Genomic DNA, 21,659 nt, shown 5'->3' with positions numbered 1-21,659 from the left:
TTTTATTGGAAATGACAAATCTGTGACAGCGTTTTTCGCTCATCGCAATACCGCAACATTGCATTGCGGCTTGGCTGTTCGCATCGTCATACATAGCAAGAGATAAAGGAGGAATAAAGAATGGGAAACACATTTTACCCGCTGACACATGCTCAAAGGAGAATTTGGTACACGGAAAAGTTCTATCCCGGCACAAGTGTTTCAAATTTGAGCGGCTTTGGAAAATTAAAATCTGCCTCGGGAATCGATTCCGGGTTATTGACTGAAGCCATTCGCCAGTTTGTTCGTACGAATGAAACCATGCGATTCAGGCTGATGTTTGAAGGAGAAGATGAGCCGAAGCAATATATAGCGGAAGACGAACCTTTCCAGATTGAATATTTTGACACTTCAGAAAGCGGAGGAGCAGACGGCGTTCTTAAATGGGGACAAGCTGAAGCGCGCCGGCCCCTGCCTTTGTATGAAAGTCCGCTGTTTAAATTTGCCGTCGTTCGCATCAGTGAAGAAGAAAGCTGGTTTTTTGCAAAAGTTCATCATATCATTTCTGACGGTATTTCCATGACGATCTTGGGCAACCGCATTACAGACATTTATTTGAAGCTTGCCAAAGGGGAAACCGGCCTCGAACCTGTTCAGTCATCGTTTACGGAACATATTCAAAGTGAGTTGGAGTATGAAAATTCGAAGCGGTTCCAGAAGGATAAAGCATATTGGAACGCACAATATGAAGTGATCCCGGAGCCCGTATCGTTAAAGTCGAGCGATACGTATCAGATCCAATTGGATGCAGCCCGCTTTTCAAAAGAGGTTTCCCCCGCCCTGTATAAAAAAATTCAAACGTATTGTAAGGAACACAACATAAGTGTCCTCTCCCTGTTCTTATCGATTTTGCACATCTATATGCATCGGGTAACCGGACAAAAAGACGTCGTTCTCGGCACATTTATGGGTAACCGGACAAATGCAAAAGAAAAACAGATGCTCGGGATGTTTGTGTCGACGATTCCGATGAAAGCCTCCATTGATGTACACCAGGACTTTAGTGCATTTGTGCAGGAAAGAATGAAAGATCAGCTGAAGATCATTCGGCATCAAAAGTATCCGTACAATCTGCTGATTAATGATTTGCGGGAAAGACAGCCGCATGTCAGCAAATTGTTCTCCGTCTCACTGGAATATCAAGTTATGCAATGGCAGCGGAAAGAAACCTTGTCATTTCTTACCGAGCCGATTTTCAGCGGTAGTGAAATCAACGATATTTCTATTCACGTGAAAGAGAGATGGGACACCGGGGCGCTTGCGATTGATTTTGATTACAGGGAGGAGCTTTTTACCTGTGAAGAAATGGCCGTTTTATATGAACGGCTGATGACGCTGCTTGAAGATGCCCTGTTGTTTCCGCAAAAAACAATTGCCGAATTGGAGCTTGTTCCCGCTTTTGAAAAAGAGCGGCTGTTAAAGCGTGCATCAAGCCAAACCATCGCATATGACAAGAACATGACCCTGCACGGTTTATTCGAACAAAAAGCAGCCGATCATCCCGAAAAAACAGCGGTTGTATATGAAGGACAAAAACTTTCGTACCGCGAGCTGAATGAACAATCAAATCGTCTGGCAAGGGCGCTTCGGAGAAGAGGCATCGGACCTGACGCTCCGGCTGCGATAGTGATGGAGCGGTCAGAGCGGGTTATCACGGCGATGCTGGGCATTTTGAAAGCTGGCGGAGCTTATGTACCGATCGATCCCGGATTTCCGGAAGAAAGAATTCGCTTCATGCTGGAGGATTCAAAGGTCAAAGCGGTTATCACAGACAGCGGGCTGACTTTTGAAACGGCCGAAACGGTGCGGTTCAGCGAAGCGCTTTCTGAATCGCGGGAAAACGGTCATCCGTCTTCAGAGGCAGGCGCCGGGCACCTTGCATATATCATTTATACTTCCGGGACAACGGGCCGTCCAAAAGGCGTCATGATTGAACACAGGCAGGTTCACCACCTTGTAAGAGGGCTTCAGCAGGCCGTTGGTACATATGATCAGGATGATTTGAAACTGGCCCTTCTGGCTCCGTTTCATTTTGATGCTTCCGTTCAGCAGATTTTTACGTCTCTATTGCTCGGCCAGACGTTGTACATCGTGCCGAAAAAGACGGTTTCCGACGGACGCGCTTTATCGGATTATTACCGCCGTCATCAAATCGATGTGACAGACGGTACGCCGGCTCATTTGCAGCTTTTGTCTGCGGCCGATGATCTTACAGGCGTCAAACTGAGGCATATGCTTGTTGGAGGAGAGGCTTTATCAAGGGTCGCAACGGAAAGGCTGCTTCAATTATTTGCAGAAACAGCTGAATCCGTGCCTGCTGTTACGAATGTTTACGGCCCGACTGAAACTTGTGTGGATGCTTCTTCTTTTACGGTTACAAACCGCGCAGACCTTCAAGGCGATACGGCCTATGTCCCGATCGGCCGGCCGATTGGAAACAACCGTTTTTATATTTTGGATGAAAACGGTGCACTCCTTCCTGATGGGGTCGAAGGGGAATTGTATATTGCAGGAGACGGGGTCGGCCGAGGCTACTTGAACTTGCCTGACATGACCAGAGACAAGTTCTTGGAAGACCCGTTTGTCCCCGGAGGTTTCATGTATCGAACAGGGGATGCTGTACGTTGGCTTCCTGACGGTACGGTTGATTTTATCGGCCGAAAAGACGATCAAGTGAAAATCCGCGGCTACCGGATCGAGCTTGGCGAGATAGAGTCGGTGCTGCAAGGATCCCCTGCTGTCGGAAGAGCAGTTGTCCTCGCGCGGCCTGAAACAGGCGGCAGCCTTGAGGTTTGCGCTTATGTCGTTCCGAAACAAGGCGGAGAGATTCATATTCAGAGGCTGAGGGAGTATTTATCCAAGCATCTGCCTGACTATATGATACCTTCCCGCTTTGTCGAGCTTGATGAAATACCGCTGACGGGAAGCGGCAAAGTCGACCGGAAAGCGCTGCTTCGCCATGAAGTCTCTGTCAGCGGGACTGCAGAGTATGCGGCGCCGAGAAATGAATGTGAAGAAAAAATGGTGGGTATATGGCAGGAAGTGCTCGGAGCTGAACAAGTCGGAATCAACGACCAGTTTTTTGAACTGGGCGGCCATTCTCTCAAAGCGATGGCCATTCTGGCAAAAATTCACAAATCTTTCGGTGTCGAGGTTCCGTTGCAAGTCCTATTTGAAAAACCGACAGTGGCGGCGTTAAGCGGCTTTGTTTCTGAAGCGGAGAAAGACGGATACACGGTAATTGAACCGGCGCCGGAAAGTGACGATTATCCTCTCTCATTGGCGCAGCAGCGAATCTATATCGTCAGCCAGCTGGAGGATGCCGGAGTCGGCTATAATATGCCGGCCGCGGCGATGCTTGAGGGCACCCTCGATGTTCAGCGCCTTGAAGCTGCTTTTCAAAAACTGATTGATAGGCATGAGGCGCTGCGGACTTCGTTTACAGTTGTCGATGGCGAGCCGAGACAGAACATTCATCAAAGGGTTCAATTCAAGATTGAGAAGGTTGAAGCAGATGGGAAGCCGATCGAACAAATGGCAAAATCTTTTGTCCGCCGCTTTGATCTCGCCAAAGCTCCGCTGATGAGAGCCGGTCTCGTCCGTCTCGCAGACGGCAGACATTTGTTGTTGTTCGATATGCATCATCTTGTGTCTGACGGCGTGTCGATTTCGATCATATTGAATGAGCTGGCGGCGCTGTATAAAGGGGAAGAACTGCCGGAGCCGAATTTGCATTACAAAGATTATGCCTTCTGGCAAAGGACACAGGCACAAGAAGGTTTTCAAAAAGAAGAAGCTTATTGGCAAAGCGTGTTTGCCGGCGAGCTTCCCGTACTGCAGCTGATAACGGATGAGCCGAGGCCGTCTGTTCAAAGCTTTGAAGGAGACAGGGTATCCGCAGTCCTGCCAAAAGACATGAAAGAAAAATTAGCCGTGCTGGCAGAGCAAAACGGCGCGACATTGTACATGGTCATGCTGGCCGCATACAACATGCTGCTAGCAAAGTACTCCGGGCAGGAAGATGTGATCGTCGGGACGCCGGCGGCCGGCCGCAGACATTCCGATCTGGAAGGGATCATCGGCATGTTTGTCAATACGCTGGCGATCCGTTCAAAAGTGGAGCCGGGCAGAACGTTAAGAGACTTCCTGCACGATGTAAAGAAAACGGTAATCGACGCTTTTGAGCATCAGGATTATCCGTTTGAGCGGCTAGCGGAAAAGGTTGGTGCATCGCGCGATTTAAGCCGTCATCCCGTCTTTGACACGATGTTTATTTTGCAAAATGCATGGGAAGACATTCCGATGCTCGGCGATTTGCACCTCTCGATTTATGAAACGAACTTCAATATTGCAAAGTTCGACCTGACGCTGCAGGCAAAAGAAGAGCAGGGACAATTGATTCTTGATTTGGATTACAGTACGAAGCTGTTTAAAAAAGATACGGCTGAAAGGATGCTGAAAGCGTATTTGCACCTTCTGGACGGCATGACGGCTGATCCGCTCCGCAGGATCGGCGAGTACAGCCTTTTGACAGAAGAGGAAACGAATCGTCAGCTCGTCGAGTTCAACCCCGCGGCAAGCGATTATCCGCGGGAGAAAACGATCGTTCAGCTATTTGAGGAACAGGCGGCAGAAAGAGGCGGACATCCCGCCCTGCAATTTGAAGACAAAGTATGGTCCTACGGTGAGCTCAATCGGAAAGCGAACCAATTGGCGAGGTGCCTCCGCGAAAGAGGTGTGCAGGCCGGCACGACAGCAGCCATTCTTACCGCCAGGTCGGCTAAAATGGTTATCGGCATTCTCGCTGTGCTGAAAGCCGGCGGGGCTTATGTGCCGATCGATCCGGATCATCCGGAAAAACGCATGCAACATTTCTTCAAGGACAGCGGAGCGGCGGTTCTTTTAACGCAAAAGGTGATGAAGCCGCTCGCTGAGGCGGCCGAATTTAGCGGCGACATCCTATTTCTTGAGGATGAACACCTTTATCTGGGAGATGCGTCTGATTTGCGGCTTCGGATTTCACCGGAAGCAATGGCAAATCTAACGTATACATCCGGAACGACAGGGACGCCTAAAGGCAATATGGTCTCTCACCGGAATATATTGCGTACGGTAAAAAACACGAATTACTTGGATGTGATGACATCCGATATCGTTCTTTCGATTTCAAATTATGTGTTTGACGCCTTTATGTTTGATGTGTTCGGTTCATTGCTGAACGGCGCCAAGCTGGTGATAGCTCCAAAAGACACGATTCTTGATATGAGCCGGCTCGCACATGTACTGGAAAAAGAAAAGGTTACCGTCTTAATGATCACGACCGCATTATTCAATCTGTTGACAGACATGCGGCCGGACAGTTTGAAGGGACTCCGCAGGGTTCTGTTCGGCGGCGAACGTGCGTCTGTCGATCATGTCAGAAGAGCTCTGAACACAGTTGGCAAAGGACGGCTGCTTCATATGTACGGCCCGTCTGAGAGCACTGTTTTTACAACCTATCACCCAGTCAACGAAGTACCGGACGACGCGCAGGCTATACCAATCGGGAAGCCAGTCAGCAATACGGAGGTTCTGATTCTTGATTCATTCGGCAATGTACAGCCGACAGGGGTTGCGGGAGAATTATGCGTCGGCGGAGGCGGCCTCGTCCGCGGTTATTTTAACCGCCCGGAACTTACGGCTGAAAAGTTTACGGAACATCCGTTCAAAACCGGTGAGAAGATTTACCGGACGGGTGATATGGCGAGATGGCTTGCCGATGGATGCCTTGAATTTATCGGCCGGATTGATCATCAGGTCAAAATTCGCGGACAGAGGATCGAGCTCGGTGAAATCGAGCACCATCTCCTGACGCATGACATGATTCAGGAAGCCGCTGTTCTTGCTGTTGACACCGGGGTGGGAGATCAAATGATCTGTGCTTACTTTACGGCCGATCAGGAGCTTTCGAGTGAAGAGCTTCGCCGACATGCGGCAGAAGGTCTGCCGGGCTACATGATTCCGTCCGTGTTTATGCAGCTGCAGGAGCTTCCGCTCACAGGCAATGGAAAGGTCGACAGAAGGGCGCTGCCTGAGCCGGATGTCGCGCAGGCAGCGCAAAAGGAATATACGGCGCCAAGGAGCCGAACAGAAGCACAGCTTGCCGATCTTTGGCAGGAAGTGCTCAATGTACCGAAAATCGGTGTGCATGACAATTTCTTTGAACTTGGCGGACACTCTTTAATCGGGATGACGCTCATTGCCCGCATCCAGCAAGAGATGAATGTTGATCTGCAGCTGAAAGATTTGTTCCAGGCGCCGACAATCGAAACACTGGCGCAGGCTGCGGCAAAAGCTGAGAAAAAATCAGCCGTTTATATTGAAGCGGTGCCGGACCGGGAAACGTACCCGGTATCTTCGGCGCAAAAACGGCTGTACGTCCTTCAGCAGATTGAAGGCGCAGAGAAAAGCTATCACATGCCGGCCGTTCTCCAGCTTGAAGGGAAGCTTGACCTGAAGCGCCTCGAGTCTGCCGCGCAAATGCTGATCAAGCGCCATGAAGCATTCCGCACCACGTTTGAAATCAGGGACGACGAACCTGTTCAGCGGATTTCGGATGCTGCGGAATTGACCATTGATGTCATCGATGCAGATGAGCAAGAAGCGGAAAAGCTGATTGAAGAGTTCATCAGGCCGTTTGATTTAACAAAGGCTCCGTTATTTAGAATGAGCATTATACGTTTCACAGGAGAAAAACATCTTTTGCTTGTGGATATGCATCATATCATTTCAGACGGCGCTTCCGTCAGCGTCCTAATCGACGAGATGACAAGGCTTTATGCGGGAGAGGCGCTTGAACCGCTGAGGATTCAGTATAAAGACTTTTCTGTATGGCAGCAGCACCTGCTGACAGAACGGCACAAAATGCAGGAGGAATACTGGCTCAAAGAGCTGGACGGCGAACTGCCTGTTTTGACGCTTCCGACAGATTATCCGCGTCCTTCTGTTCAAACGTTTGAAGGAAGCCGTCTCAGCTTTGCGCTGAAACCGGAGCTTGTCCAGCAGCTGAGAAAACTGGCCAAGGAAACGGAAAGCACTTTATACATGGTGCTCGCTGCCTCATACAGTGCGCTTTTATCGAAACTGAGCGGACAGAGCGAGGTCATTGTCGGCTCTCCGGCTGCCGGGCGGCCGCATGCTGATTTGAGCCGTATCATCGGCATGTTTGTCAATACGCTTGCGATAAGAACGCGTCCTGAAGGAGACAAGCCGTTTTCTGCGTTCCTTGAGGAAGTGAAAGAAACGACGCTCGGCGCGTTTGAGCATCAAGATTACCCGTTTGAAGAACTCATTGAGAAGCTGAACATCCAGCGCGACATGAGCCGAAACCCGTTATTTGATGCCGTCTTTTCAATGCGAAATGCCGATTTGAAAGACTTGTCAATGGAAGGGATCACACTCAAGCCGTATGATTTTGCCCATCAGACCGCGAAGTTTGATCTGACGCTGACAGCGGCGGAAGAGGACGGACTTCTCGTTTTTGAAATGGAATACAATACAGCTCTCTTTAAGCATGAATCGATCGAGCGCTGGAGCGGGTACTGGGTCAATCTGCTCGAAGCGGTTGCCGAAAATCCGGATGCCCGCCTTTCAGAGCTTTCGCTTCTGGATGAAGCGGAAAAACGGCGGATCGTCCAAAAATGGAATGAGACGAAGCTTGCTGTGCCGCAGGACAAAACAGTCCATGAGCTGTTCGAAGCACAAGTCCTCCGCACGCCAGACCGCGGGGCAGCGGTTTACAGCGGCGTGGCGTGGACGTACAAAGAGCTGAACGCGCGTGCGAACCGTCTGGCCCGGCTGCTGATCGAAAAAGGGGCCCGTCCTGAACAGCGGGTCGGGATCATGGTCAAGCCTTCGATTGAAATGGCCGCTGGCGTGCTCGCAATTTTAAAAGCGGGAGCGGCCTATGTGCCGATCGATCCTAGCTATCCGGCCGAGCGGATCGGATACGTGCTGAAAGACAGCGGCGCAGAGCTGCTTTTGACGCAAACAAACTTAGCCGCACCTGAAGAATTCAGCGGTGAAACACTTTTTCTCGATTCGATGCTGAGCGAAGAAATCACAAAAGAAGATGAAGTGAACCCGCAGGCAGGTACACAGCCTGCCAACCTAGCATACTTAATCTACACATCGGGCACGACCGGCCAGCCGAAAGGCGTCATGGTCGAACACCAGTCGCTCGTGAACTTGTGTTATTGGCATCATGATGTATTTGCGGTCACTGAAGAGGACAAAAGCGCGAAATACGCCGGCTTTGGCTTTGATGCTTCCGTCTGGGAAATGTTCCCGTACTGGATCGCCGGAGCGGAGCTTCACATCATCGATGAAGCGATCCGGATGGATATGACGCGCTTGAACGAATACTTCGAAGAGAACAAGATTACGATCACGTTCCTGCCGACACAGCTGTGCGAACAGTTCATGGAGCTCGACAACCAGTCGCTGCGCGTGCTGCTTACGGGCGGAGACAAGCTGAAACGGATCGCAAAACGCTCCTACACGCTCGTCAACAACTATGGGCCGACGGAGAACACGGTCGTTGCGACGAGCGCGGCGATTGCCCCTGATGAAGAAATGCTTTCGATCGGAAAGCCGATCGCCAATACGCGGGCGTATGTGCTTGGACAAAACAACGAAGTTCAGCCTGTCGGCGTCGCGGGCGAGCTGTGCATCGCCGGCCGCGGGCTTGCGCGCGGCTACTTGAACAAGCCGGAGGAAACGGCGAAGCGTTTTACGGAAGACCCGTTTGTGCCGGGCGAGCGAATGTACCGGACGGGGGATGCGGTCAAATGGCTGGAAGACGGGCGGCTTGAGTACATCGGCCGGATCGACCAGCAGGTGAAAATCCGCGGCTTCCGGATCGAGCTTTCTGAAATCGAAGTCCAGCTCGCGCGCCTCTCTGAAGTGCAGGAAGCCGTCGTCACCGACATCGAAGACGCCTGCGGCAACAAAGCGCTGTGCGGCTATGTCGTTGCGAATCAACAACTTGATCCGGAAAGCCTCGCCCGCAAGCTGGCACAGACGCTCCCGGATTATATGGTACCGGCATTCTGGGTGCAGCTTGATGAGCTTCCGGTTACGGCGAACGGAAAAGTCGACCGAAGGGCGCTGCCTCAACCTGACGTCGAAGCGCAGACAGCCGAATACAAAGCGCCGGGCACGGAAACGGAACAGCTGTTGGCCGATATTTGGCAGGAGGTTCTCGGTCTGGACCGAATCGGGATCACAGACAATTTCTTCGCGCTCGGCGGAGATTCGATCAAAGGAATTCAAATGGCAAGCCGCCTTCAGCAGCACGGGTGGAAGCTGGAGATGAAAGACTTGTTTCAGCATCCGACGATCGGAGAGATCAGTGCTTATGTTCAAGCGGCTGACGATCAGCCGATCGATCAGAACCCTGTCGAAGGCGAAGTCACACTGACGCCGATCCAGCGCTGGTTCTTTGAGCGCCGATTTACGAACGAGCATCACTGGAATCAGTCGGTCATGCTTCACGCTTTAACAGGATTCGATCCGGAAACGGCAGGTAAGGCTTTAAGCAAGCTGATCGAACATCATGACGCACTTCGCATGATTTATCAGCGAAATGGAGACGGGATTGTTCAGTACAACAGAGGGCTAGAAGAAACAGCGGTTCGCCCTGAAGTCATCCGCTTCAATGAATCTGGCGCTGAACTTGAAGCTGCCGTGTTGAAGGCATCAAACCGGATTCAAAGCAGTATCGATTTAACCGATGGCCCGCTTTTGAAAGCGGCGATCTTTAAAACGGATCAAGGCGATCATCTTCTCATCGTCATTCATCATCTCGTTGTGGACGGAATCTCATGGAGAATCCTCCTTGAGGATTTCGCTGCCGGGTACGCCCAGGCTGAAAAAGGGGAGCCGATCATTCTTCAAGACAAGACGCACTCTTTCGCTGAATATGCGGCTCGCCTAAAAGAATACGCAGGGTCAAAAGCTTTCGCAAAAGAAATCGGCTATTGGCAGGAAATCGAACAGGCGGAGACGGCAGCGCTCCCGAAAGACGATGAAGCAGAGGACAAGCGGATGCGTCATACGAAAACGGCTGAGTTTTCTCTTTCAAAAGAAGAAACGGAACAGTTGATGACAAAAGTTCATGAAGCATATAACACGGAAATGAACGACATTTTGCTTACGGCGTTGGGCTTGGCAATGAAAGAGTGGACGGGGCAGGAAGACTTTATCATCTGCTTAGAGGGACACGGCCGGGAGGACATCATAGACGGCTTGAATGTTTCCCGGACGGTCGGCTGGTTTACAAGCCAGTTCCCGGCGCTGATTCAAATGCGCCATTCCGGGGATATCGGCTATCAAATCAAACAGACCAAAGAAGAATTGCGTCACATTCCGAATAAAGGAATCGGCTATGGCATTTATCGTTATTTGACCGAAGAAGGCAAAAAGGCGCAGCCGATCAAGCATGATATCAGCTTCAACTATTTGGGCCAGTTTACAGAGATGGCGGATTCGGGCCTGTTCACGAGATCAGCTTTGCCGTCCGGCGATCCGCTCAGCCCGGAAACGGAAAAACCGAATGCGCTAGACATCGTCGGCTATATCGAAAACGGCATTTTGACAATGTCAATCGCCTATCATTCACTCGAATATAAAGAAAGCACCGTCACCGCTGTCGCCGCAAGCTTTAAAACTTATTTGCTGCAATTGATCGATCATTGCTTAGAGCGGGATGGAGGCGAACTGACCCCGAGCGATCTTGGAGATGACGAACTAACGCTTGAAGAATTAGATAAACTGATGGAAATTTTCTAACAAAAAAACGAGGTGCCTTATGGGGAAACAAAAGATTCAAAAGGTGTATCCTTTGACACCGATGCAGGAAGGGATGCTGTATCACGCAATGCTTGATCCGGAATCTTCCTCTTACTTCACACAGCTGGAGCTATTCATAGACGGGGAATTTGATTTGGGGATCTTTGAAAAAAGCGTGAATCAGCTCGTGCGTTCATACGATATTCTCAGAACGGTTTTTGTTCACCAGCAATTGCAAAAACCGCGCCAGGTTGTCCTGGCTGAACGGCAGGCAATCGTGGAATTTGAGGATCTTGCGGAATTGGATAAGGAAAAGCAAACAAACCGGATAGACCGGTATAAACAAGAGGTGCAGGCTGCCGGGTTTAATTTGGCGAAAGACATGCTGTTTAAAACAGCGGTCTTTCGACTTGACCTGAACAAGTACCGTCTCGTCTGGAGCAACCATCATATCGTGATGGACGGCTGGAGCATGGGGATATTAATGAAACGCCTTTTTCAAAACTATGAAGCGTTTCGAGCAAACCGGACGGTTCCGCTTGATCAGGGAAAACCGTATGCGGACTATATTAAATGGCTCGGCCGGCAGGATAAGGATGAAGCGGCATCCTACTGGGAACACCGCCTTTCGGGTTTAGAAAGTTCGAGCGTCATTCCCGGCGGCAAACCGCGGCCGGATTCAGAATCGTACCGGAACGAGGAGTTTACGTTTGTTTGGGACAAGAATATGGTGGATGCCCTTCAACAGGCGGCAAACCGCTATCATGTCACAGCTCCCAACCTTTTTCAGGCGATTTGGGGAGCGGTGCTTGCCAAATATAACAGAACCGATGATGTGGTGTTCGGCACGGTTGTGTCCGGGCGCCCGGCGGAAATTGACGGAATCGAGCATATGGCAGGGCTGTTCATCAACACGATCCCTGTCCGTTTAAAGGTCGATCAAAACGCATCGTTTGCCGAGCTGTTCAAACAAGCGCAGCAGCATGCGATTGACGCGGAGCGGTACGACTATCTCCCGCTCTATGAGATTCAAAAGCAATCGGCATTGGACGGCGGCTTGATCAGCCATCTTGTCGCGTTTGAGAACTATCCGCTTGATAAGGAGCTTGAAAACGGAACGATCCATGAGCGGCTCGGCTTTTCCATCAAGGCTGCCGAAGCTTTTGAACAAACGAATTACGACTTTAATTTGATCGTTTATCCGGGAGCGGAGTGGACGATCAAATTGAAATACAACGGCGCGGCTTTTGACGCGGCTTTCATTGAGCAGGCCGCCGGGCATTTAACGAGACTTGCAGAAGAGGCGATTGCAAATCCCGAATCAAAAGCAGCCAGCGCCGCCATGTTATCAAAACAGGAGCAACAAACGCTGCTCACTTTTAATCAAACAAAATCCGATTATCCAAGAGAAAAAACGATCCCGGTGCTGTTTGAAGAACAGGTTGAAGCGTCTCCTGACAAAACGGCTGTTGCCGCTGACGGAAGAAGCCTGACTTACCGCAGGCTGAATGAGAAAGCCAATCAGCTCGCGAGAAGGCTGAAAGCTAAAGGCTTGATGCACGGAAATGCCGCCGCCATTATGATGGAGCGGTCGCTTGAAGCAGCAGTCAGCATACTGGCGGTGCTGAAAGCAGGCGGCGTGTACGTGCCGATCGATCCCGAATATCCTGAAGAGCGGATTCGCTTTTTGCTCGAAGACAGCGGGGCAAAGATCGTCCTTACAAAAGACAGTACGCAGATGTCGCTGGAAGGGTATGAGGTGCTCGCCGTAAATGCGGTGGATGCAGAAAAAGAAGATGCCGCCAACCTTGAACATGTCAACAAGCCCGAAGACCTTGCCTATTACATTTATACATCCGGATCGACGGGCAAGCCGAAGGGCGTGATGGTCGAACACCGCAATATCGTCCGCCTTGTCAAAAATGCGGGCTACATCCCGCTGAAGATCGGCGTGAAGATGGCGCAGACGGGGGCCGTCAGCTTTGATGCCAGTACATTTGAAGTATTCGGTGCGCTGCTAAACGGAGGAACCCTTTATCCCGTCCCGAAAGAGACGCTCCTTGATGGAAAGCGGTTCAAAATGTTCCTGAAGGAAACTGGAATCACAACAATGTGGCTGACTTCGCCTCTTTTCAATCAGCTTGCTCAGCAGGACCCGGGAATGTTTGCAACCTTGAACGATCTGATTATCGGCGGAGATGCCCTTGTTCCTGGAATCGTCAACAGAGTCAAACGCGAATCACCGGAACTCTCGCTTTGGAACGGATACGGGCCTACCGAAAATACCACATTTTCGACCTGTTTTTTCATCGATCAAGCATATGAGAGAACGATCCCGATTGGAAAGCCGATCGGAAATTCAACCGCCTATATCGTTGATGAATACGGGTCGCTTCAGCCGATCGGCGTGCCCGGGGAGCTGTGTGTCGGCGGAGACGGGGTGGCGCGCGGCTACTTGAACCAGCCTGAGCTGACAGATGAAAAGTTTGTCGGCGATCCTTTTGCCGAAGGGAAGCGGATGTACCGCACGGGCGACTTGGCAAAATGGCTTCCCGACGGGAATATCGAATTCCTCGGCCGGATCGATCATCAAGTGAAGGTTCGCGGCTTCCGGATCGAATTAGGCGAGGTTGAAGCGGCTTTAGCCCGCCTTGAGGGGATTTCAGAAGCGGCCGCTGTCATTCGGGAAAACAACGCCGGAGAAAATGAGATTTGCGCCTATTACACTGCAGTTGGCGCGAGGCCGGCCGCACAGCTGCGGACAGAGCTGTCCCGGTTGCTTCCGGAATATATGATTCCGGCTCATTTGATCGAACTCGACAGCATGCCACTGACAGCAAACGGAAAGGTTGACAAACGTCAGCTTCCGGCTCCTATCGCTGAAGAGACTCGCAGATTCGAAGCGCCAAAAAATGAAACGGAGGAAATTCTGGCGGCAATTTGGGAAGAGATTCTCGGCATCAAGCAGCCGGGAATCGATGACAACTTCTTTTCCATCGGCGGACACTCGCTGAAGGCGATGATGCTGACAGCCAAAATACAAGAGCAGCTCCAAAAAGAGGTGCCGATCAAAGTATTGTTTGAAAAACCGACGATCAGAGAGCTGGCCGAATTTCTTCAGGGGGAAACAAAAGAGGAAACCGCTTCGATTACGCCGGCACCGTCCCGTCCGAATTATCCGGTGTCGTCGGCCCAACGGCGCATGTACATTCTCAATCAGCTCGAAGAAGCAAGCACGAGCTACAATGTGCCGGCGGTTCTGCTTTTGGAAGGCGAATTGGATAAGGAGCATTTGGAAGCCGCGTTTCGGGCCTTGATCGTCCGCCATGAAACATTGCGGACATCGTTCGAATTAATCGATGGAGAAATCGTTCAAATCATCCATCAAGACGCGGTTTTTCACCTGACGGAATCAGTGGCGGAAGAAGCGGAAGCCGAAGCGGCGATCAGAGAATTTATCCGGCCGTTTCAGCTGAATAAGGCGCCGCTCGTCCGGGCGGAGCTCGTTAAGCTTGAAGAAAAGCGCCATCTGCTGATGATCGATATGCACCATATTATTACGGACGGAAGCTCCACCGGCATATTGATTCGCGACCTGGCCGGCTTTTACCACGGAGAAGAGGCGCCTGCCCCTAAGCTCCACTATAAAGATTTCGCTGTGTGGCAAAACGGGCCGGAGCATCAAGAGAAATTGAAAGAACAAGAACAGTATTGGCTCGACATTTTCAAAGGCGATCTGCCTGTTCTCGATCTGCCGCACGATTTTCCGCGGCCGTCAAAACGCAGCTTTGAAGGCGACCGTGTCGTCTTCGGAATCGATCAAAAACTGACGGCAGACATTCAAAAGCTGCTTTCTGAAGCTGATGCGACACTTTATATGTTCCTGTTGGCTGCGTTTAATATCCTGCTTTCCAAGTATGCGTCACAGGATGATTTGATCGTCGGATCGCCTGTGGCAGGCAGAACCCATCCGGATTTGCACAGTATTCCGGGCATGTTTGTCAATACGCTGGCGCTTCGCAATCGTCCCGAAGGGGAAAAAACGTTTAAGCAGTTTTTGCAGGAAGTCAAAGAGACAAGTCTTCAAAGCTTTGCCAAGCAGGACTATCCGCTTGAAGAACTGATTGAAAAACTGCCATTGCCGCGGGATACAAGCCGAAATCCGCTGTTCAGCGTCTTTTTCAACATGCAGAACATGGAGGTTCCGACGCTGAAACTCGGAGATTTACAGATTTCGTCTTACTCGGTGCGCCACCGCACGGCGAAGTTCGATCTGTCGCTTGAGGCTGTGGAGCATGATGGCGAAATCGGTTTGAGCTTTGACTATGCCGTATCCTTATTTAAAGAAGAAACGATCCGACGCTGGAGCGGTCACTTCTTAAATGTGATTAAAAAAATCTGTGAAAATCCCGGCATTAAGCTCCGGGACATCGAACTGCTTTCAGTCAAAGAGCGCGCACTTTTGCTGGAAGAAGGGAGGCACAGTCGGGCAGAAAGCCTTGAGGAGCAGCCGTTTCATGTACGGTTTGAAGAAAAGGCGGACGAAATGCCTGATCAGCCGGCCGTTGTCTGCGGGAAAACGATCCTCACATACCGCATGCTCGACGAAAAAGCAAATCAGATCGCAAATGTGCTGCGCAGTGAAGGGGTCGGAAAAGACGATGTTGTCGGCATTATGCTGGAGCGCTCTGCAGAGGTCGCCGCAGCGATTCTCGGCGTGATGAAATCAGGAGGCGCTTTTTTGCCGATTGATCCGGAAATGCCGACGAGCAGGGTGCAATATATGCTGGAAGACAGTGGAGCCCGCTGGCTCTTAACAGAACATTCCCATCAAGCAGAGCTCGCGGATTGGTATACCGGGAGATTGATAGATGTCAGAAACGACACGCTGATGGCTAGTAATAAACGGCCGCATCTAATCATAGACGGATCGAGTCTGGCGTACATCATCTACACATCCGGAACGACGGGACGGCCGAAAGGCGTTCAGCTCGAACATCGGAATCTGGAAAACTATGTTTCCTGGTTTATCAGTGAGGCGCGCCTGTCAGCTTCGGATAAAACGATGCTTTTGTCTTCCTATGCGTTCGATCTCGGATACACGAGCTTCTTCCCGGTGCTGCTTGCCGGGGGAGAGCTGCATATCGTCCCGAAAGAAACGTATACAGAACCGGAGGCATTTACTCATTATATCGGTGAACAAGGGATCACATATATTAAGCTGACGCCGTCGCTGTTTCATACGGTCGTTCAGCCGCAAAGCTTCGCTTTGGCAAAGGGGCTTCAGTCATTGAGACTGATTGTACTAGGGGGAGAAAAAATCAATCCGAAAGATGTGGCGCGGTTCCATTCCCGCTATCCGGACACCAGATTCATCAATCACTACGGTCCGACGGAAACGACGATCGGTGCCATCGCTAAACCGGTCGAACCCGGCATGATCGGGCAATTCGCCGAGCGTCCGACGATTGGACGGCCGATTTCGGGCGCCGGGGCACTGGTATTGGACGCTTCTCGCCGTCTTGTGCCAGCCGGAGCGACTGGCGAGCTGTATATAACGGGAAGCGGGCTTGCAAGAGGATATGTGAACAACCGGGAACTCACGGCTGCGAAGTTTATCGAAAATCCTTACACACCGGGCACATTCATGTACCGGACGGGGGATCTCGTCCGCCGTCTTCCGGATGGAGAGATTGAATTTCTGGGGCGGACGGATGATCAGGTGAAAATCCGCGGCTACAGAATCGAATTGAAAGAAATCGAAGAAGCCTTTATCGGAATTGATGATATAGAGCGAGCGGTTGTTCTTTCCTTTACGACTGACTCGGGGTTAGACGAACTGTGCGCTTATATTCAAGCGAAACGACAGCTGCCGGTTTCCGAGCTGAGAGAGCGTCTTTCCGAGCGGCTGCCGTCGTACATGATCCCGTCATACTTCGTAGCGGTGGATAAAATGCCGCTTTCGGCAAACGGAAAAGTGGACCGCCGCGCGCTCCCGGAGCCGCAAAGTCTAAACGGACGAAGCGATTCGTATAGAGCGCCGTCAACCGAAATTGAAAAAGCCCTCTGCAGCATTTGGGAAGAGGTGCTTGGCGTTCGGAAGGTCGGACTTGACGACAATTTCTTCGATCTTGGCGGACATTCATTAAAAGGAATGATGCTGACAGCGGAAATCCAATCCAGGCTCGGAAAAAAAGTACCGTTAAAGACGTTGTTCGATTGTCCGACCGCCGGCTTGCTCGCCCGCAGTATCGAAGCATCCGAAGGACATTCACAACAAAGCGGGATTCAGCCTGCCGAAAAACGCGACTGGTATCCGGTTTCATCCGCTCAGCAACGGATGTATGCCCTCCATCATTTTGAAAAGAACGGAACGGGCTACAACATGCCGTCTGTCCTCATGATGGAAGGCGTGCTTGATACGGATCGTTTAAGACGGGCGTTCGCCGACTTGGTGAACCGCCATGAATCATTGCGAACCGCATTTGTTGAAATCGATGGCCGTACCGTTCAAATTGTCCATGAAAAAGCGGACATTGACTTAAAGGTTATTCATATTCGTGAAGAGGACGCAGAAGCGGAAATCAACCGCTTTATCAGACCGTTTGATCTCAGCACCGCCCCGCTGATCAGAGCCGAGCTGCTTTCTATCAGCTCTATGCGCCATCTGCTTTTGATTGATACACATCATATTATTGCGGACGGCGTTTCCAGAAGCCTTTTCGTCAAAGAAATCGCACAGCTTTATAAAGGCGTTTCGCTCCCTGTGCTGAAGCTGCACTACAAGGATTATGCGGTGTGGCAGCAAGAACCTGACCAGCAAGAAAACATTCGGAAACAGGAAGATTTCTGGCTCCGTCAGTTTAAGGAAAGCGTTCCGGAACTCAGCCTTCCGCTCGACTTCCCGCGTCCTCCTGTCCAAAGCTTTGCCGGTGACCGTGTTCACTTTAAAGCATCAAAAGACGTTGCCCTTAAAATCCGCCGCTTGACGGCGGAAACGAACACGACGCTGAATATTGTGATGCTCGCCGTTTTTAACCTGTTTTTAAGCCGTCTATCCGGTCAAAACGATATTGTCACCGGTACAGCGGCTGCGGGCAGAACGAATGCTGATTTGAAAGACATGCCGGGAATGTTCGTCAATTCGTTGGCGCTGAAAAATCATGTGCCTGATCAAGCGTCATTTAGCGAGTTTTTGGAAGAGGTGAAAAACAACAGCCTCGCAGCCCTCGACCATCAGGACTATCCGTTTGAAGAGCTGATCGCCAAGCTTGATTTGCCGCGCGATATGAGCCGGAATCCGCTGTTCAATGTCATGCTGACAACGGAAGATCCTGATAAAGAGACGCTCGATTTAGACGGTCTGACAATCAAGCCGTACGAGATTTCACATGCGGCTGCCAAGTTCGACCTGACACTTGGGGCTTTTGAAAAAGATCATGAAATTGGTCTTCAGTTCGAATATGCAACAGATTTGTTTACGAAACAAACGATTGAGCGCTGGAGCGGATATTTGCTTAATCTGCTCGAAGCGGTTGCCGAAAATCCGAATGCCCGCCTTTCAGAGCTTTCGCTTCTGGATGAAGCGGAAAAACGGCGGATCGTCCAAAATTGGAATGAGACAAAGCTCGCTGTGCCGCAGGACAAAACGGTCCATGAACTGTTCGAAGCGCAAGCCCTCCGCACGCCAGACCGAGGGGCAGCGGTTTACAACGGTGTGAAGTGGACGTACAAAGAGCTGAACGCGCGCGCGAACCGCCTGGCCCGGCTGCTGATCGAAAAAGGGGCCCGCCCTGAACAGCGGGTCGGAATCATGGTCAAGCCTTCGCTCGAAATGGCCGCTGGCGTGCTCGCAATTTTAAAAGCGGGAGCGGCCTATGTGCCGATCGATCCTAGTTATCCGGCCGAGCGGATCGGTTACGTGCTGAAAGACAGCGGCGCAGAGCTGCTTCTGACGCAAAGCGGATTAACGGTGCCCGACACATTTACCGGAGACGTGATCGATTTAAATGGAGAAGCTTCCATTCTGGACGGTGAGCTTTATCCAGAGGATGACATTAATCCAAACGCGGAAGCTCAGCCTGACAACCTGGCCTACTTGATCTACACCTCGGGTACGACCGGCCAGCCGAAAGGCGTCATGGTCGAACATCAGTCTCTTGTAAACTTGTGCTATTGGCATAACGATACATTCACGGTCACCGAAGAGGACAAAAGCGCGAAATACGCCGGCTTCGGCTTTGACGCTTCCGTCTGGGAGATGTTCCCGTACTGGATCGCCGGAGCGGAGCTTCACATCATCGATGAAGCGATCCGAATGGATATTACGCGCTTAAATCAATACTTTGAAGAGAACAAAATTACGATCACGTTCCTGCCGACACAGCTGTGCGAACAGTTCATGGAGCTTGATAACCAGTCGCTGCGCGTGCTGCTTACGGGCGGAGACAAGCTGAAGCGGATCGCAAAACGCTCCTACACGCTCGTCAACAACTACGGACCGACGGAAAACACAGTCGTTGCGACGAGCGCGGCGATTGCCCCTGATGAAGAAATGCTTTCGATCGGAAAGCCGATCGCCAATACGCGGGCGTATGTGCTTGGACAAAACAACGAAGTTCAGCCTGTCGGCGTCGCGGGCGAGCTGTGCATCGCCGGCCGCGGGCTTGCGCGCGGCTACTTGAACAAGCCGGAGGAAACGGCGAAGCGTTTTACGGAAGACCCGTTTGTGCCGGGCGAGCGAATGTACCGGACGGGGGATGCGGTCAAATGGCTGGAAGACGGGCGGCTTGAGTACATCGGCCGGATCGACCAGCAGGTGAAAATCCGCGGCTTCCGGATCGAGCTTTCTGAAATCGAAGTCCAGCTCGCGCGCCTCTCTGAAGTGCAGGAAGCCGTCGTCACCGACATCGAAGACGCCTGCGGCAACAAAGCGCTGTGCGGCTATGTCGTTGCGAATCAACAACTTGATCCGGAAAGCCTCGCCCGCAAGCTGGCACAGACGCTCCCGGATTATATGGTACCGGCATTCTGGGTGCAGCTTGATGAGCTTCCGGTTACGGCGAACGGAAAAGTCGACCGAAGGGCGCTGCCTCAGCCTGACGTCGAAGCGCAGACAGCCGAATACAAAGCGCCGCGTACGGAAACGGAACAGCTGTTGGCGGACATTTGGCAGGAGGTTCTCGGTCTGGACCAAATCGGAATCACAGACAATTTCTTCGCGCTCGGCGGAGACTCGATCAAAGGAATTCAAATGGCAAGCCGCCTTCAGCAGCACGGGTGGAAGCTGGAGATGAAAGACTTGTTTCAGCATCCGACGATCGGAGAGATAAGTTCGTATATTGAATGGGCTGATGCTAAACCGATCGATCAAGGACCTGTCGAAGGGGAAGTCACATTGACGCCGATTCAGCGCTGGTTCTTTGAACGCAAATTTACGAACGAGCATCACTGGAATCAGTCGGTTATGCTTCATGCGCCTTCAGGATTTGACCCGGAGCTTGTCGAACAGACATTGGCGGCATTGACAGAGCATCATGATGCCTTGCGCATGGTGTATCAAAAGAAAAACGGCCGCCTCATTCAATATAACCGAGGGCCGGGTGACCGTTCGTTCGCCTTTCGAGTGGTTGACCTTCGATATGTCACCGACATTGAAACGGAAATCACCGCCCAGGCAAACCGTCTTCAGGCAAGCCTTGATCTCGAAAATGGACCGCTTGTAAAGGCAGAACAGTATCAAACTGCGGAAGGCGACCATTTGCTGATCGTCATTCACCATTTGGTGATCGACGGCGTGTCGTGGCGGATTCTGCTGGAAGACTTTGCATCAGGCTATTCGCAAGCCGCACAGCAGCATGACATTGTCTTCCCTGATAAAACCAATTCGTTTAAAGATTGGGCAAAAGAGCTTGAGGCTTACGCGCAAACCGAACGCTTTCTTAAAACGGCCGATTATTGGCGCAGACTTGAACAAGAGCATATTTGCGAGCTGCCGAAAGATCGGGCTGCCGCAGAAAGAAAAGCGGAAAACACTTCTGCTGTTACGGTTGAATTAAGCGAAACAGAGACGCGTCTGCTGCTGACGAAAGTGCATGAGCCGTATGGAACGGATATCAACGACATCCTGCTTTCCGCCCTCAGCCTGACGATCAGAGAATGGACGAACGGCTCCAATATTTGCATCAATATGGAAGGACACGGCAGGGAGGAAATCATTTCAGGGATGAATATTTCGAGAACGGCGGGATGGTTTACCGCGCAATATCCGGTTATTTTAAAAAGCGAAGCAGCGGCAGGATTGCCTGAGACCATTAAAAACGTCAAAGAAACCCTTCGGCGCATTCCTGACAAAGGAATCGGCTACGGCATTCTTCGCTACTTAACAGACCGGAAAAAAGCCGGTGCCGATTTTTCGATCAAGCCTGACATCAGCTTTAACTACCTCGGGCAGATCGACAGGGAGGTGCAGACCGATTTCTTCGGACCTTCTTCTTATGATATGGGCAGACAGGTTTCTGAAAGGTCTGAAGCACTCTATGCGCTGAGCTTCAGCGGCATCATCAGCAAGGAAAAATTCATCTTGTCATGTTCATTCAATACAGAGGAATATGACAGACAGACCGTACAAGGGCTGATGGACAGATTCAAAGCTTCCCTAACGGCATTGATCGACCATTGTACAGCTAAAGAGGAGCGCGAATTTACACCGAGTGATTTTTCTGCCGGCGATCTTGAGATGGAAGAAATGGGCGACCTGTTTGACGTTCTTGAAGAAAACTTGAAATAAA

General features: G+C 51.2%; 2 protein-coding genes. Both read left to right on the top strand.

Annotated elements, in window-relative coordinates:
- The first annotated feature begins 120 nt into the window (after positions 1-120).
- A complete protein-coding gene (gene licA / locus MST20_RS16640; protein ID WP_243943591.1) occupies positions 121-10,869 on the top strand; it encodes a lichenysin non-ribosomal peptide synthetase LicA in 10,749 nt (3,582 codons plus the stop codon).
- Positions 10,870-10,888: 19 nt separating this feature from the next.
- The gene (gene licB, locus MST20_RS16635; RefSeq protein ID WP_243943590.1) at positions 10,889-21,658 is read left to right on the top strand and encodes a lichenysin non-ribosomal peptide synthetase LicB; all 10,770 of its coding nucleotides are present in this window, start codon (positions 10,889-10,891) and stop codon (positions 21,656-21,658) included.
- Position 21,659: the final 1 nt, after the last annotated feature.

It is taken from the genome of Bacillus sp. B19-2 (assembly GCF_022832475.1).
Lineage (GTDB): Bacteria > Bacillota > Bacilli > Bacillales > Bacillaceae > Bacillus > Bacillus paralicheniformis.
Note: the sequence above shows the minus strand (reverse complement) of the source record. Positions and strands in the feature narration are given on the sequence as shown.

What these genes read in the sequence shown, in the direction of transcription:
- licA (WP_243943591.1), top strand. Translation starts at nt 121, where the DNA reads ATGGGAAACACATTTTACCCGCTGACACATGCTCAAAGGAGAATTTGG.
- licB (WP_243943590.1), top strand. Translation starts at nt 10,889, where the DNA reads ATGGGGAAACAAAAGATTCAAAAGGTGTATCCTTTGACACCGATGCAG.